The sequence below is a fragment of the Nitrincola alkalilacustris genome (assembly GCF_008973755.1).
Taxonomy (GTDB): Bacteria; Pseudomonadota; Gammaproteobacteria; order Pseudomonadales; family Balneatricaceae; genus Nitrincola; species Nitrincola alkalilacustris.
Window position 1 is genome coordinate 314,312 of sequence record NZ_WBOM01000005.1, and the last position, 14,999, is coordinate 329,310.

The following is a 14,999-nucleotide window of genomic DNA, read 5'->3' on the forward strand; positions in this document are numbered from 1 at the left end:
TAGTTTACCGACCAGATGGTACAGTAAATGGATCGGTCAGACAATATCCACCTGTTATTGATCATCAGTCGAAGAGTGAGAAGGGTGCCTGTGCAAGATCTTCTGCACGGGCAAAAAAGAGTGTGACCTGTCCGATCTCAAAGCCCCATTTGCTCACAGTGGCGCGATTTATCATCACCCCTCCGGGCTGCAGATACATCCAGTCATTAAACTTGACTCGCCAGCTGCCATCGCCGACCTTCAGGTCCATGTGATAGCGCCAGTTCAGTGCATTACCACGCACTTCGCCCGCTGCCACACCGACTATGTCATCCGCACGACCTTCATACAGACCATCACCTGTCGGAGTGATGGTCCAGATACGCTGGTCACGTTCACCATCCGAGTAGAGAAAGCGTTCATCCAGAACCAATTGGGTACCATCCCACTTGCCCTCTATCTCCACCTGAAACTCGCGCCGCAGGTTGCCGAAACGATCCTCGAATATGCCCCAGGCATAGAGCTTGCCGTCAAAGTACTCTTCCAGTACCAGCTTGGGTTCTCGATTTTCAAACTGTTCGAGATTCATGTTGCTGCAGCCTGTCAGTATCAGAATGGTCAATAGGGGTATCAGTGTACGAAGCATCGGTTAAACTCCTGCCAGAGCGCTCCTGTAAGCGGCGCTGGATTGCGGTATGGTGATGGGTCTTCAATGGGAATCCCCATAGAAGTGCAATGGCACCTGCTTTGAATACGCAGGGTAACAGTGCATAGATCAGACCCAGCGCCAGAAGTGGTGCGCTACTGTCGGGTGTAAAACCACTCAACTCCAGCAGTCCCAGCGCCAACAGGGCTGCCAGCGCCAGTGCCAGCTTGGTGGCACCGTTCCAGAGCGCAAACAGCAAACCTGTCTGTTGGCGGCGAAAGCGAAATCTATCCCAATCGGTTATCTCAGCCTGCATCGCATGAGGCAGTGCCAGATCCGCGCCCAGCGCCGCGCCGGTCAGGATGCAGATCAGCATGAACGCAGCTTCATCGCCCGGTCCCAGCCAGGGGGCGGGCAGGAATGCCAGCACCGCTCCCGACATTGCCAGTTGCCAGAGCAGGCGTTTGTCGATTTTTTTAGACAACATCAGCCATAGCGGTAGTGACAGGCAGGCGGCAGCAAAATAGATCAGGATATAAACAGGTCTGTCAGCTTCAGTCCCACCCAGCACCGCAGTGATATAGAAGGGGAACAACACCGCTGGTACGCCATTGGCGATACCATTGCAGAACCATGCCGCTACAAGTCTCAGGGCAAGCCGATTCTGCAGCAGCTCTCTGGGGCTGGATTGCATGTGAGCATGTTTGAGAGGCTTATCTTTGAAATGCAAACCTGCAAGGGGCTGGTGAGTCGGTGTCTGGAGTGGCATCGCAAATCTGAGCAGTGCAGCGATCAAAGGTGCGCCGAGCAGGATGGTCACCAGCGCCATCAGCCAGAGTGTCGCCTGGGTATCGAACCCCATGGCTACAGCAATTACCGGCAGGGAGGCAGAGAGCAGCAGGCCGATCAATGCCAGACCCTCACGGCCAGTGGCGGCCCTTGTACGCTGGTAACTGTCTGTACTGAGATGGCTGAGCCAGGTGATATAGGGTACCTGTATCAGTGTCCAGCCGAGATACAGAAGCAGCGAGCCACAAAAAAGTGTCAGCATCGCGTGTTCGGCAGGTGGGTTGATCAGCAAAAACAGCGACGGGATACAGATCAACCCACCCAGGATCAGGCTGAGACGGTAGGTGCGGGTGTTACCTCGATCCAGCCAGTGTCCGATTAATGGGTCGGTAATCACATCGGTCAGGCGTGCCAGCATCAGCAGCACGCCTGTCCATAGCAGTGGCAGGGCGTAATTCTCCACGTAGTAGGCAGGCAGCAGTACGTAGATCACCACCGTTGGAATGGCCAGCGGAAGTGCCGGCCCGGCATAGGCCAGAAGTGTCGCCGTGGTGATTTTTCTGCTCACCGGCTGACTCACTGAGCTTCAATCTGATAGAAGCCGACATCCACGGTGCCGTGTCTGAACCCTCCTTCACAATAGGCCAGGTAATAAAGCCACATACGCCGAAAGCGTTCATCAAAACCCTGACTGCGGATACGCGGCCACTGCTCAATGAAACTATGGCGCCACAGGGCAAGTGTCTGGGCGTAGTCTGCTCCGAACAGTTGCTCTGCAGTCAGTTTAAGATCGGCATCTGCCACCGCTTTTCGCAGCAGTGATGGGCTGGGCAACATGCCTCCGGGGAAAATGTAGCGCTGGATAAAGTCGGGGTTGCGGCGGTAGTCGGCAAAACGCTGATCATCAATACTGATCACCTGCAGAACCGCTCTGCCACCGGGTTTCAGACACTGTTTGATCTGGCTGAAGTAGGTGCCCCAGTGCTCCTCTCCGACTGCTTCAAACATCTCGATTGACACGATGTGGTCGTACTGTTTGCTGACATCACGGTAATCGGTCAGGCTGAAGCGGCATAGATGGTCCAGGCCGGCACGTTTGACTCTCTCCTGGGCATAGGTGAGTTGTTCCTGAGACAGGGTGATCCCTTCTACGGCAACGCCATACTCTCGTGAGGCGAGTTCGGCAAAACCTCCCCAGCCACAGCCGATCTCGAGTATTGTCTGACCCGGTTGCAACTGCAGCATATCAGCGATGCGGCGGTATTTGTTTGCCTGTGCCTCGGTCAATGACATCTCCGGCGAAGCGAAAAGAGCGGCGGAGTAGGTCATGCTCGGATCAAGCCAGAGCTGATAGAACTCGTTGCCTAGGTCGTAGTGATAGGCGATATTGCGACGACTGCCGCGTTTTGTGTTGGCACGGCTCAGGTGCATGAGACGATTCAGGATGCGAATCCAGAGCTTGCCATCATTCAGGGCGGTCATGCGTGCTTCATTACCCAGTGCCCAGCAGACCAGCGCTGTCATATCGGGTGAGTCCCAGTCGCCATCCATATAGCTCTCGGCCCAACCGACCAGACCTCCTCGCAGGAGTTTGCGTATGGGTCTTAGGTTGTGCAGCCTGACCTCTGCCCGGGGTTCGCCATCACGCGGTACACCGAACTGAAGTGGCTGCTCGCCGGGTAGTGTCAGCAGTAGTGTGCCATATTCCAGTGCCGGCAGATGGCGCAGAACCGCATCCAGACACCAGCGGTTTAACCAGCCCTGCTCTGGCAGCAGGTCACGTGCGGTCATGCTGCGATATTCAGATGGCTTCATCGCACAGTCACTCCTTTGTCGGATACCAGTGAAACTGAGTAGGCAGGTGCGTCGGGTCTTGGTTGTAATCTCATGCCTTTGCGCCACAGTCTGAGCGCCTCCCAGTGGATACCGGCGATCACTTTGAATGTCATTAACGGGTAACGTAAGAAATTCTTCAGCAACGAGGTGTTGCTGATCTCATGTCGGCTGCCGGTGAAGGTGGCATCCAGTACCGGGCCCTCTTCACCGGACTGGCGAATACATACGGCTATTTTTTCGCCAGGTGGCTGCATGCGGAACTGGTAGTCGGTTTCCATCGGCATGAAGGGCGATACGTAAAACACCTTGCGGCAGTTCTGTCGTACGATGCTGGAGGAAGCCTGATCAGAAATCGGAATCAGGTAGCTGTGCCTTTGCCCGAAGGTGTTGCTGACTTCATAGAGGATCGCCTGCAGGTTGTTTTGCTCGTCATAGCAGTAAAAAACACTCAACGGATTGAATACATAGCCGAAGATACGCGGGTAGCAGAGCAGCATGATCAAGCCATTTCCGGTGTTGATACCATGCTGATGCAGAATGTTTCTGATCTGCTCTTTCAGTGGCGTGCCTGACCCATCACCATGATCGCGATCATGAAAGGAGAAAAGGTTAAAGCGATTGTGAGAGAACAGCGTCATGCTGTTGAGCCTGTCCATCTCATCCAGATCGATCAGCCAGGACGCGACTTTATAGATAAAGCGATGTTTATGGGGGCGCATGCGATGATGCATCACTTCGCCTCGGTAAAAGCAGGAGTTCATCACTGTAATCATGCCACCGCTTCCTCGGCCTGAGGTGTGCAGGGGCGTTTCGGTGGATGGACATGGATACGCCCGTTGGGCTCTTCCACCTGCCAGGGACGTTGAATGCCTCCCAGTGCTTCGGCAACGGCGAGGCCTGCTTGCAGGCCGTCTTCATGGAAGCCATAGCCGAAATAGGCACCGCAGAACCAGGTGTTGCGGTTACCCTGAAGTGTCCAGAGCTTTTTCTGTGCGCTGATGGATTCCAGAGAGAAAACCGGATGGTCATACAGAAAGCTGCGATAGATGCTGCCAGCTTCCGGCTCCACGACAGGGTTCAGTGTGACCAGCAGGGGCTTGTCGGTGCTCAGTGGCTGCAGCCTGTTCATCCAGTAGGTGACTGACAGTTCGCTGTCATTCTCGCTATTGCTGTCAGACAGATAGTTCCAACTGGCCCAGGCGGATTTACGACGCGGCATCAGAGCTGTATCGCAATGCAGAATGGCTCGGTTGCGTTGATAGGGAAATTTCGACAGCAGATCAGATTCCAGCGGGTCAGGTTGAGCCAGCATCTCGAGTGATTGATCCGCATGACAGGCCAGCACGACATGGTCGAAGGTTTCGCGACCACCATGCAGATCCTCAAGAATCACCTTGCCATCCAGTCGATGGATTTTATGAACATGGCTGTTCAGTCGAATGCGCCCTTCCAGCGTGTCAGCAATACGAGAGACATATTCACGGCTGCCGCCAATCACCGTGCGCCACTGCGGACGGTTCTCCAGCTGCACCAGGCCATGGTTCTGACAGAAGCGCAGAAAACTCTGTGCCGGATAGTCGAGCATCCTGTCAGCAGGCGTCGACCAAATGGCTGCTCCCATCGGAATCAGATGGTCGCGAACAAAGGCCTCCCCATATCCCCCGCGTGCCAGTAACTCTCTGAGCGTCATGGACTCGTATTCAGCACGGCTCAGCATTCCGGCAGACTCGCGATAAAAGCGCAACAGATCGGCAATCATCTTCCAGAAACGTGGTTTCAAAAGATTACTGCGCTGGGCAAAGAGCCCATTAATGCTGGTGCCACTGTACTCAAGGCGTCCCTGGTCCATGGAAACGGCAAATGACATCTCTGTTTCGCAACTGGAGACATGTAGCTGTTCAAAAAATTTTACCAGATTGGGGTAGTTGACCGGGTTAAAGACAATGAACCCCGTATCCACTGGTATCAGCTTGCCATCAACGCGCACGTCAACGGTGTTGCTGTGCCCACCGAGGCGGTCATCTTTTTCAAACAGTGTCACCTGGTGGTGCTGATTCAATAACCAGGCGCAGGACAGGCCTGAAATACCTGATCCTATGACTGCTACTCTGAGTGGACGAATCGCTTTAACTTTCATGGCTGGCCTCTTGCCAAACTTTGCATAACGTTTCTTAATCTACGATGATGAATGTCATGCCAGATCATGTAAAACCAGACAAATATGACGTGATCCAAAACTTTTTTTCGACGTAGGAGTAGGTGATGCAAGAAGATGAGCCCATAGGAGGCGATGTGAACGCAGTCACCAAGCTAGCGGAGGACAGCAGAAAGCAGATGCGTGATGAATGGTCTGCTCGGCTGATGTCTCTTGGCGAAACGCGCGATAAAGCAGTGTTTGCACAGCTCTTCAGTTATTTCGCCCCACGTGTCAAGGCGTACATCATACGTCTGGGCATGCCGTTGGCGACTGCTGAAGAGGTTACTCAGGAAGCTATGCTGGCGGTCTGGCGCAAGGCGCACATGTTCAACTCGGACAAGGCGGCCGCGAGCACCTGGATCTTCACTCTGGCACGTAATCAGTGTATCGACCGCATGCGGCGCGAAAAAGCGGTCGAGTATGAGCTGCCGGAGGAGGAGCCAGACCCGGATCAGCGCGATAATGCCGAACATGCGATTCTGGCCGAACGCATGCAGATTGCGATCCAGCAGCTTCCTGAAAATCAGGCTCAGGTGCTGCATCTGTCTTATTACGAAGGAAAAAGTCATTCTGAAATTGCCGAACAGCTCGGCATTCCGCTTGGCAGTGTTAAATCAAGGTTGCGTCTGGCTTTCAGTAAGCTCAAGACCTACTGGGGGGATGAAGCGTGAATATAAGCCATCATTTTGATGACGCCACATTGATGGCCTATGCAGCCGGCACCTTGCCGCAGGGGATGGCGCTGGTGGTTGCATGCCATCTGCACTGGTGTCCTGAATGCAGACATCGTGTTAAGCAGGCTGAGGCGGTCGGTGGGGCGCTGCTGGATAATATCAGTCCGGTCGCGGTCAGCGATTCAGCGCTGGACGATATACTGGCCAGTCTGGACGAGGTACCTGCTGCAGCTCAGAAGCAGGTAAAGACGTCTGAACCGAATCAGACAGAGCTGCCTGATCCATTGTCTACCTATCTGAATAAGTCATTGGATGATTTGCCCTGGAAATGGATCGGCTATGGCATGTATCAGGTGGATCTGAATTTCGGTGGCAAGGGCGCGGCTCGATTGTTCAAACTGGCGCCGGGGGTATCAGTACCCCATCACACACATACCGGCAATGAGCTGACGCTGATATTGCGTGGCTCCTACAGTGATGAGATAGGTCGATTCCGACGCGGTGATGTTGCCGACCTGGATAGCGATGTGTTGCATCAGCCGATAGTGGATACCGGTGAAGATTGCATCTGTCTGATTGCAACAGATGCACCTCTGAAGTTTACCGGCATCATGGGACGATTGATTCAGCCTTTTATCGGGCTCTGACCGTTAGCCGGGTTCTTTCAGGTGAACCCGGTTATTCTTTGGTGATGTAAATGATGCTCCTTTGGTTGAGAAATGACCTGCGCCTGGTGGATAACCCGGCGCTTTTTTATGCCTGTGAGTCACGCCGGGGAGTCGTGGCGGTCGTGACGCTGACCCCGGGGCAGTGGCGTGAACATGACGAGTCCCCCCTGCGGATGGCACTCTGGCGAGATCGATTGCTGGAGGTGGCTGGAGCGCTGGGTGAACTGAATATTCCCCTGAAAGTGCTGCGCCTTGATCGCTTTGGCGATGTTGCGCCTGCACTGTGCGATCTGGCCGCGGAGCTCAGGGCGACTGAACTCTACTTCAATTATGAATATCCACTCAATGAGCGCCAGCGCGATCGCGAAGTCTGTCGTATGCTGGAATCCACCGGTGTCAGTTGCCGTGGCTATCACGGTGAGCTGATTATCCCGCCGGGTCAGGTGTTGACCGGGCAGGGCACTCCCTTCAAGGTGTTCACTCCCTTCAGCAGGCGTTGGCGTCAACAGCTCCTGACGCGTGATGCTAAGCCGCTGGGGCTACCGCCCGAACAGCCTGTATCGAGCGTGCCCTCAGATCCGATACCCGATGACTGTTGTTATGGTCCTGGCTATGAGGTTGCCGAGTATTCAAGAGATCTCTGGCCTGCAGGTGAGGCTGCTGTTTCAGCACGGCTACAGAGTTTTATCGCGGAGCAGGTTCAGGATTATCGTGAGCAGCGTGATTTTCCATCAGTTGAGGGCACATCACGCCTGTCACCCTATCTGACCATCGGTGCGCTTTCTCCACGGCAGTGTCTGAACGGGTTGATCGCAGGCTCTGCCAATGACGGCTGGCTCGATAGTACCTGGCTGAATGAGCTGATCTGGCGTGAGTTTTACCGTCATCTGCTGGTGGCGTTTCCCGGCCAGAGTCGGCTGGAGCCCTTCCGGCCAGAAGTAGAGGCGCGCATCAGTTGGCAACATCAGGAGGAGGCGTTTGCTGCCTGGTGCCGTGGTGAGACCGGCTATCCACTGGTGGATGCTGCGATGAAACAGTTACTGCACACAGGCTGGATGCATAATCGGCTGCGCATGCTGGTGGCCTCTTTCCTGACCAAACTGTTGCGTGTGGACTGGCGGCGTGGGGCTGCTTTTTTCATGCAGCATCTGATCGATGGTGATTTCGCCTCCAATCTGGGGGGCTGGCAGTGGTGTTCATCGGTCGGTGCGGATGCCGCCCCCTATTTCAGAATCTTCAATCCTCAGCGCCAGAGTGAGAGATTTGATCCGGATGCCGCCTTCATCAAAACCTGGCTGCCTGAGCTGGCACCGTTGACGGCAGCGCAGTGTCATCTGCCCGGTGCGGGTGTATCTTTGGGACGGCCGGCTGCGATTGTGGATTACCGGCTGGCACGACAATCCGCTCTGGATGATTATGCTGCTCACAATTGATCAGGACTCTGCTAGAGTAGCGAGTAAGTTTTTGTGCAGAGAGTGTCACAATGAAAACAATACGTATTCCTTTACCAGCCCATGCGCCGGGCCATGAGCGCTTTCTGACGGTCCATGAATTCGGCAGTGGTGAAAAGAAAGCCTATCTGCAAGCTGCCCTGCACGCCGATGAGTGGCCGGGCCTGCTCACCCTTCAACATCTGATCACGCGTCTTCAGGCGCTTGAAGCAGTCGGTCGGATCAAGCAACGCGTTCAGATACTTCCCTATGCCAACCCGGTGGGGCTGAGTCAGCGCCATGCCGGTCGTGTGCTGGGTCGCTATGATGGTACGACCGGGCAGAACTTCAATCGTGGCATGGCGATCCAGCCTGAGGCGTTGATTGAGCGTGTTCTACCGGAGTTGGGGCAGGATGCAGCAGCCAATGATCGCAAGGTGCGTGAAGCGCTGTTGCAGCTGGCGAGTGAGAAGAAAGCCGATTACGAGATCGAGATACTGCACAAGACGCTGCTGGGTCAGTCGCTGGATGCCAATCTGATGCTGGATCTGCATTGCGATTATGATTCATTGCCCCATGTGTTTTACGGTACGCATCAGCGTGAGACCGGCACCTTACTGTCGGACTGTCTCGGTTTCCCGATCCGCCTCGAGGAGGATGTGAGAGGGACTGTCGCGTTTGATGGCACCCATACACAACCCTGGGTAAGATTGATGGAAGCGACAGACGCTCCATTTGCCGATCCCTGCTTTGCCGCCACTATCGAACTGCGCGGTCAGCACAGTGTCAGTGATGCGCTGGCCAGTCGTGATGCCGAAGGTATTCTGGCGTTTCTGGAGGCGCAGGGTTATGTCGAAGCCAGTGGTGCTCAGCATCAGGAACAGGCAGGCAGCACTCAGGCGATCAGTGTGGATCAGGTCAAGGTGCTTTACGCCAGTGCTGCAGGGTTGGTGGTGTATCATCGGCAACTGGGTGAAATGCTTCAGCCAGGTGATCATCTGGCGGATATCGTCCTGCTGGATAAGGATCAACCGGAACGTATAGCTGTTCATGCACCGACCAGCGGCATACTGTTCAGCATCGCTGTCAACCATCTCTCCTTCCCCGGATCACATATTGCGATGATTGCGAGTGAGGAAACTCATATCAAGCCGGGCACCCAACTCAGCTTTTAAATTCGGCTATTTACTCAGCTATTAAGGCATCCCCCTGAAGACAGCCATCAAGGTGGCTTGCAGGGGGATGCCGCTAAAGGATTTACCATGCAGATGAAGTGGTCACAGTTGTTGACAACCAAACGATATGGTCATGAATCGCTGACCCCGGAAGAAGTAGGGCGCAGCCACTTTCACAAGGACCATGACCGCATCATCTTCTCCAGTGCCTTTCGCCGTCTTGGGCGTAAAACTCAGGTGCATCCGCTGTCGCTGAACGATCATATCCATACCCGCCTGACCCATTCGATCGAGGTCGGCAGTCTCGGGCGCAGTCTTGGTATCCGTATCGGCGAGGAAATTTCCGATCAGCTACCGCCCTGGGTGACGCCGCATGATCTGGGTACCATCGTGCAGTCAGCCTGTCTGGCACATGATATCGGCAATCCGCCCTTTGGCCATGCCGGCGAGTATGCCATTCGTGACTGGTTCCGCCGTCATGTGAGTGATCCGCGCCTTCAGGGACTGTCAGAGCTGGAGCTGGCTGATCTGAGCACCTTCGAAGGCAATGCGCATGGATTGCGGGTGGTCACCCGGATCGAGAACAACCTGTTCGACGGTGGCTTGCGCCTGACCTACCCGACACTGGGTACGCTGCTCAAATACCCCTGGACAGTGGAAAAGGGCGGCAAGCGCGGCAAATTCAGCTGTTTTCAGACTGAGCTGGATATCCTCGAGACACTGGGTAAGCAGTTGGGGCTGATACGGCTCGGGCCTCATCACTGGTCACGCCATCCACTGACCTGGCTGATGGAGGCTGCCGATGATATCTGTTATGCCATTCTGGATCTGGAAGATGCGATTGAATTGCATATTCTGAGCTTTGAGGAGGTCAAACCGATACTCCTGCAGCTCTGCGGTGATCTCGACTTTGATGCCGAGATCTTCAACTCCCAGGCCTCGGCAAGGCGCAAGATCTCGGCCCTGCGCGGCAAGGCGATGGAGAATATGGTGAACTCTGCACTGGGGGCCTTCATGCGCCACTATGAGCAGATAATGGACGGACAGTATGACGGTGAGCTGCTCAGGGATGGTGACCCGATGGTGCGCGACGGGCTGGCAACAGCCAAGTCGATTGCCCGCGAGCGCGTGTTTCCCGACACCCGCAAGGCCGAGCTGGAGGTAGGGGCCTATACCACGCTGGGCGTGCTGCTGGATGCCTTCTGTGATGCCGTTTATGAACTGCATAGAACGGGTGGCGAGGATATGGGCTATCGCAGCCAGAAGATCATTGGCCTGATGGGTATTCATGCTCCCGGTGCGAACTGGACGCTATATCAGAGCTATATGCGCGCCATCGATTTTATTGCCGGAATGACCGATAATTACGCACAATACCTGGCACGCCAGATCGGTGGTGGGATTCGGGTCTAGATTCGGGTCTAGGCAGTAGCAATAGGGTTTCTATACGGTAGCGATACAGGAGCAACTCAGTGGCATCATTACAGGATCAGCTGCGCGGTCTGGTCTATTCTACAGATAAGGGGCGTTTATGCCCGGATTGTGCAGAGGCGCTGGATGAGTGCATCTGTGATCAGTTGAGTGAGCAGCAGCGTCTGGCGACACTGGATGGCATTGTGCGCATTCGTCGTGAAACATCTGGGCGCAAGGGAAAGGGGGTCACGACGCTGACCGGTATTCCTCTTGCGGAACCCGAGCTGAAAACGCTTGCCAAAAAACTCAAGCAGCGTTGTGGTACCGGAGGCTCGGTTAAGGATGGTGTGGTCGAGATACAGGGTGATCACCGTGAACTGTTGAAGTCGATGCTGGAAGCTGAAGGCTATAAGGTTAAACTGGCAGGTGGTTGAGCCTGCCCCTGAATGAGTGAACTCTCATGAAACCTCTACTGTGGCTGATCTGTGTGGGTCTGCTGATCGCAACACCCGTATCGGCACAGGTTTATCACTATACCGATGACAAAGGGCGGCGCATTTTTGTTGATCGTCTGAGTCAGGTGCCACCTGAATACCGTGATCAGCTCGAAACCCGGGGCAGAGTGCTCAGTGAAGAGGAGAAGCTGCAACAGGAGTTGCTGCGCGCTGATCTGCTCAGTGAGCAGGCGCGGCGTGAGCAACTCAGGCGTGTCGACCAGCTGCTGGCTACCATGGAGGTTCCTGTCACCATCCGTGGCAATATGGTTTACATTCCGGTCAGAGCGGTGCATGGCGGGCGCAGGGTCGACAGTCAGCTGTTGCTGGATACCGGTGCATCAGCGACAGTGTTTCATCGTGCCTCCCTGTCTTCCCTGCCGCTGCGACCTCGACCGGCGGGTTATGCCCAGGTGGCCAGCGGACAGCGTATACCCACCGAATCAGCATCCTTTGATCGCATCGAGATAGGGCCTTTCAAACTTGAAAACCAGAGCGCGCTGATTATCGACTTTCAGGGCAGCGGCTATGATGGTCTGCTCGGAATGGATTTTCTGCGTCAGGTGGAGTATCGCATCGATTTCGACCGCAGCATGATCGTCTGGGAGCCGACACGCTACAAGGAGCTGCAGGATGCACGCCAGATGCTGCTCACCACCTTCGAAGATTGATTCGAGCTGGTTCAGTGCTGTCCCAGCTCGCGTCTGGCCAGTTGCAACTCCATGGTTGCCTTGAGTAGCCGATAGAGCTGGATCGCCGCATCTATCTCCTCTTTGCGATTGGTCAGACTCTCTATATTCAACCCCAGCGGTATGCCCAGTGACAGGCATGCGTTGAGTATCTGCTCCAGATTGTTCTGACAGATGCGGATCGATTCAGCCAGAGGCTTGTCGGCATCCAGTATGCGCCAGCGAGTGGCTTCAGGTACCGAAATGCCCAACCACTGCATGAACTCAAGGGTTTTGGCACTGCCGCAGGGTGTGAAGGTCAGAATAATCCGACGCGGTTCGATATCCAGTTGGCGGCAGGATCGGGCGTAGCTGGTCAGCAGGTCAATGGTGGCTTGCGGATTATAGACAGCCTGGGATACAAAGAACTGACACCCCTGGCGACCCTTCTGCAGCAGCCGCAGATGCTCATTGCCCTTGCTGGCATGGCGCTCGGCAATGGTCACACCACCGAGATGAAACTGCTGTGGCTGCCGACCCAGAATCTCATAGGCGCTGTTCAGTGGCAGGCGCACCTTGCCTTCGGACGATGGGCTGCCGACGAGCACGATACTCTTCTGTCCGTAGGTCTGGTCGGTTTCCTGTAGCCAATCATTGAACTCGGCAGCGTCACGTTGCGCTACACTCTTATAGGTGATGGTCGGTTTGCCGGAGCGCTGGTTCAACAGGGCAGCATATTCCCGTGGATCGCGGGTGGACATGAAGGGGAACGGGCGCGGCTTGTCGATCCGGCTGCTCTCATCCTGAATGTCATAGACAACCAGACCGTCAAACTCGACATGCGCAAGACGTGCCAGCAGTTTGTCGGCGATCTCCTGCATGCCGGCTTCATCGGTGCTTGCCTTGGGTGGCGTGGTTCCGATGAAATAGACTCCCTGATCGGGATTGGCAAATTTGGCAGCAAGTTGATCGTTCATAAGGACGCAGGTTTCCGCTGTGGTTATAACATCTGATGGCAGTTATTCTATCAATGAATATGATTCATTTGTTCATAATCACAGTTGAAATATTTTAGTGTTGTTGTGAGCGACGTTCATACCCGTAATGAAACAGGAGGCTTAAACGTGCAAAAAACCTTTGATCCGGCAGGGCTGGCCAGTCAGATTGGCCAGGCGCAGGGTATTCCCCCGCTGGAAAAGTGGAACCCCACTTTCTGCGGTGATATCGATATGCGTATTGCTCGCGATGGTCGCTGGTACTATCAGGGATCGATCATCGGACGTGAGGCGATGGTCAGACTCTTTTCGCGTGTACTCTGGCGTGAAGGTGATCAGTATTTTCTGAAAACGCCGGTGGAAAAGGTCGGTATCCAGGTTGAAGATGTGCCTTTCAGCGTGATTCTGATGGAGCGGCAGCCGGATGCAGAACAGGGCGAACTGCTGGTGTTTACAACTGCAACAGGGGATCGCATCGAGGCCGGTGCAGAGCATCCGATACGGGTGGTATCAGACCCGGAAACTGGCGAGCCAAGCCCCTATCTGCTGATCCGCTTTGGTATGGAGGGGCGCCTGTCGCGCAACCTGTTTTATGAACTGGTGGAGATGGCGGCAACTGAGCCTGCGCCGGATGGCGATGAGTTAGTGGTTTACAGCGCCGGTCAGCGCTTTGTTCTGGGCAAGCTCTGATAGGGTGCAGGCTCAAGTTTCCATTGACCTGGCCGATAGCCCTCTATATTTGCCGGATCCTGGCAGTACGTCAGCTCGGCTATACTGGATACAACTTATCGCGCAGGGTTCTCGCGCAAGGTGTCCAAACCATAACAAAGCTCGGCCAGTCCTGTCTGTCCGATTGGAGTCTGTCATGATCAGTATCAATTCACCCTTTGCCAAGGGCTCTCAAGGTCTGAGTAACCCCGGCCAGAAAGCACATCAGCCTCCGGGTGTTGCTGCTGGGCTGGCCCATGCGGCGAAGTCCGGTAATGGTCCAGGCACACTCTCTGCGATGCACAGCTTTCTGCTGGAAAAACTGGCTACGAAGATTCCTGGAATGGATGCTGGCGGTTTCAAAAAGCTTGATGCCAACGAGTTTACCCCGGAAAAGGTTGCAGACCGTATCAGCAAGTTTGTCGCAGCTGGGCTTGAGCAGGCGAGAGCCAGAGGTGATTCTGAAGAGAAGGTCCAGGCACTCTATGAGCGTGCGATGAAAGGGGTGGAACAGGGGTTTGCCGAAGCCAAGGAGATTCTTTCGGGTCTGAATCTTCTTAATGGTGGTATCAAGGATCAGGTGGCCGAAACCGAAAAGCTCACCTTTGAAGCGCTCGAAGCACTGTCACCCAATGGCAAGAATGCCGCACTGGTCGGCACCATGGGCATGTCGGTGGCTGAGCGCTATCAGCGAGCGGATAGCTTTGAGCTGACGCTGAATACGCGTGAGGGTGATAAGGTTACCATCAACTTTAATCGAGCGGTGGACTACTCTGCGACCGCTGCTGTGGCAGCAGATGATCAAGGTAACAGTGTCAGCCGTTTTGATATCAGTCGCAGCGAAAGCACCGGTTTCAGCTTCACCATCGAAGGTGATCTGAATGAGGATGAGATAGATGCGATTCAGAATCTGATCCGTGATGTCAGCCAGTTGGCTGATGAGTTTTACAATGGCGATATTCAGAAAGCCTTTGAGCAGGCGAGTAACCTCTCCTTTGATGGTACTCAGTTGGCGTCGATGGATCTGAAGATGATGCGGGTTGAGCAATACAGCGCTGCCAGCCAGTATCAACAGACAGAGCAGCTGGATCAGCCACAGGAAAATCGCGGCGCTCAGCTGCTGGAACAGTTGATGCAGGAGCTTTACCAGCAGTTCAACAATTCGATGTTGTCCTTCCTGGAAGATTCGCGTTCTGCCGGAGCATCCATCATGCAGGCGCTGGCCGAGCAGGATACCCGCTTCAAAGACGCTGATGCCGATCAGAAGTCACGTTATCAGGATAACCTTGAGCGCCTGCTCGGGGCTGTAAACGAGGCTCCATAAGAC

Annotated in this window: 15 protein-coding genes; 9 read left to right on the forward strand and 6 right to left on the reverse strand. The window is 54.8% G+C overall.

Translation table 11 applies throughout. The features are described 5' to 3' along the window. Positions 1 to 64: 64 nt before the first annotated feature. From F7R27_RS11645 to F7R27_RS11665, 5 genes are read right to left on the reverse strand one after another with little or no spacing between them, the layout of a single operon-like run. On the reverse strand, positions 65 to 568 hold the full coding sequence (locus F7R27_RS11645; protein WP_240776354.1) for a DUF3833 domain-containing protein: 504 nt from the start codon (positions 566 to 568) through the stop codon (positions 65 to 67). Continuing rightward, positions 549 to 1,982 (reverse strand): MFS transporter, encoded by a 1,434-nt coding sequence (locus tag F7R27_RS11650; RefSeq protein WP_168927489.1) that lies wholly within the window; start codon positions 1,980 to 1,982, stop codon positions 549 to 551. Before F7R27_RS11650 ends, F7R27_RS11645 begins: the two co-directional genes overlap by 20 nt. An 8-nt stretch (positions 1,983 to 1,990) precedes the next feature. Further along, positions 1,991 to 3,229 carry an SAM-dependent methyltransferase gene (locus tag F7R27_RS11655; protein WP_151704426.1) on the reverse strand — a complete coding sequence of 413 codons (1,239 nt, stop codon included), beginning with the start codon at positions 3,227 to 3,229 and terminating at the stop codon, positions 1,991 to 1,993. Continuing rightward, positions 3,226 to 4,023 carry a DUF1365 domain-containing protein gene (locus F7R27_RS11660; RefSeq protein WP_240776355.1) on the reverse strand — a complete coding sequence of 266 codons (798 nt, stop codon included), beginning with the start codon at positions 4,021 to 4,023 and terminating at the stop codon, positions 3,226 to 3,228. The genes F7R27_RS11655 and F7R27_RS11660 overlap by 4 nt, the downstream gene beginning before the upstream one ends. Continuing rightward, positions 4,020 to 5,387 carry an NAD(P)/FAD-dependent oxidoreductase gene (locus F7R27_RS11665; protein ID WP_151704427.1) on the reverse strand — a complete coding sequence of 456 codons (1,368 nt, stop codon included), beginning with the start codon at positions 5,385 to 5,387 and terminating at the stop codon, positions 4,020 to 4,022. The genes F7R27_RS11660 and F7R27_RS11665 overlap by 4 nt, the downstream gene beginning before the upstream one ends. 125 nt (positions 5,388 to 5,512) lie before the next feature. Here F7R27_RS11665 and F7R27_RS11670 point away from each other — a divergent pair, with 125 nt between their 5' ends. The 7 genes from F7R27_RS11670 (at position 5,513) to F7R27_RS11700 (ending at position 11,972) form a co-directional block, all read left to right on the forward strand. Next, positions 5,513 to 6,118 carry a sigma-70 family RNA polymerase sigma factor gene (locus F7R27_RS11670; protein WP_151704428.1) on the forward strand — a complete coding sequence of 202 codons (606 nt, stop codon included), beginning with the start codon at positions 5,513 to 5,515 and terminating at the stop codon, positions 6,116 to 6,118. Next, positions 6,115 to 6,768, forward strand: a complete 654-nt coding sequence (locus F7R27_RS11675; protein WP_151704429.1) for a ChrR family anti-sigma-E factor — start codon at positions 6,115 to 6,117, stop codon at positions 6,766 to 6,768. Before F7R27_RS11670 ends, F7R27_RS11675 begins: the two co-directional genes overlap by 4 nt. A 50-nt stretch (positions 6,769 to 6,818) precedes the next feature. Further along, positions 6,819 to 8,222, forward strand: coding sequence for a deoxyribodipyrimidine photo-lyase (gene phrB / locus F7R27_RS11680; protein WP_151704430.1), 1,404 nt, complete (start codon positions 6,819 to 6,821; stop codon positions 8,220 to 8,222). Between the two features lie 50 nt (positions 8,223 to 8,272). Further along, on the forward strand, positions 8,273 to 9,394 hold the full coding sequence (locus tag F7R27_RS11685; RefSeq protein WP_151704431.1) for a succinylglutamate desuccinylase/aspartoacylase family protein: 1,122 nt from the start codon (positions 8,273 to 8,275) through the stop codon (positions 9,392 to 9,394). 87 nt (positions 9,395 to 9,481) lie between these two features. Further along, positions 9,482 to 10,807 carry a deoxyguanosinetriphosphate triphosphohydrolase gene (locus F7R27_RS11690; protein ID WP_151704432.1) on the forward strand — a complete coding sequence of 442 codons (1,326 nt, stop codon included), beginning with the start codon at positions 9,482 to 9,484 and terminating at the stop codon, positions 10,805 to 10,807. Between the two features lie 59 nt (positions 10,808 to 10,866). Further along, positions 10,867 to 11,241 carry a translation initiation factor Sui1 gene (locus F7R27_RS11695; protein ID WP_151704433.1) on the forward strand — a complete coding sequence of 125 codons (375 nt, stop codon included), beginning with the start codon at positions 10,867 to 10,869 and terminating at the stop codon, positions 11,239 to 11,241. Positions 11,242 to 11,267: 26 nt separating this feature from the next. After that, the gene (locus F7R27_RS11700) at positions 11,268 to 11,972 is read left to right on the forward strand and encodes a retropepsin-like aspartic protease family protein (protein ID WP_151704434.1); all 705 of its coding nucleotides are present in this window, start codon (positions 11,268 to 11,270) and stop codon (positions 11,970 to 11,972) included. 11 nt (positions 11,973 to 11,983) lie between these two features. Here the strand turns inward: F7R27_RS11700 and F7R27_RS11705 are convergent, their stop codons facing one another. Beyond that, the gene (locus F7R27_RS11705) at positions 11,984 to 12,946 is read right to left on the reverse strand and encodes a methylenetetrahydrofolate reductase (RefSeq protein WP_151704435.1); all 963 of its coding nucleotides are present in this window, start codon (positions 12,944 to 12,946) and stop codon (positions 11,984 to 11,986) included. 147 nt (positions 12,947 to 13,093) lie between these two features. Between F7R27_RS11705 and F7R27_RS11710 the strand changes: the two genes are divergently transcribed. Together F7R27_RS11710 and F7R27_RS11715 are read left to right on the forward strand one after the other, a co-directional pair. Then, positions 13,094 to 13,654 carry a DUF1285 domain-containing protein gene (locus F7R27_RS11710; RefSeq protein ID WP_206060485.1) on the forward strand — a complete coding sequence of 187 codons (561 nt, stop codon included), beginning with the start codon at positions 13,094 to 13,096 and terminating at the stop codon, positions 13,652 to 13,654. A gap of 175 nt (positions 13,655 to 13,829) precedes the next feature. Then, the gene (locus tag F7R27_RS11715; RefSeq protein ID WP_151704436.1) at positions 13,830 to 14,996 is read left to right on the forward strand and encodes a DUF5610 domain-containing protein; all 1,167 of its coding nucleotides are present in this window, start codon (positions 13,830 to 13,832) and stop codon (positions 14,994 to 14,996) included. Positions 14,997 to 14,999: the final 3 nt, after the last annotated feature.

Coding starts and splice junctions, on each gene's coding strand:
- F7R27_RS11645 (WP_240776354.1), bottom strand. CDS start 568: ATGAATCTCGAACAGTTTGAAAATCGAGAACCCAAGCTGGTACTGGAA.
- F7R27_RS11655 (WP_151704426.1), bottom strand. CDS start 3,229: ATGAAGCCATCTGAATATCGCAGCATGACCGCACGTGACCTGCTGCCA.
- F7R27_RS11660 (WP_240776355.1), bottom strand. CDS start 4,023: ATGATTACAGTGATGAACTCCTGCTTTTACCGAGGCGAAGTGATGCAT.
- F7R27_RS11665 (WP_151704427.1), bottom strand. CDS start 5,387: ATGAAAGTTAAAGCGATTCGTCCACTCAGAGTAGCAGTCATAGGATCA.
- F7R27_RS11670 (WP_151704428.1), top strand. CDS start 5,513: ATGCAAGAAGATGAGCCCATAGGAGGCGATGTGAACGCAGTCACCAAG.
- phrB (WP_151704430.1), top strand. CDS start 6,819: ATGATGCTCCTTTGGTTGAGAAATGACCTGCGCCTGGTGGATAACCCG.
- F7R27_RS11685 (WP_151704431.1), top strand. CDS start 8,273: ATGAAAACAATACGTATTCCTTTACCAGCCCATGCGCCGGGCCATGAG.
- F7R27_RS11690 (WP_151704432.1), top strand. CDS start 9,482: ATGCAGATGAAGTGGTCACAGTTGTTGACAACCAAACGATATGGTCAT.
- F7R27_RS11700 (WP_151704434.1), top strand. CDS start 11,268: ATGAAACCTCTACTGTGGCTGATCTGTGTGGGTCTGCTGATCGCAACA.
- F7R27_RS11705 (WP_151704435.1), bottom strand. CDS start 12,946: ATGAACGATCAACTTGCTGCCAAATTTGCCAATCCCGATCAGGGAGTC.
- F7R27_RS11715 (WP_151704436.1), top strand. CDS start 13,830: ATGATCAGTATCAATTCACCCTTTGCCAAGGGCTCTCAAGGTCTGAGT.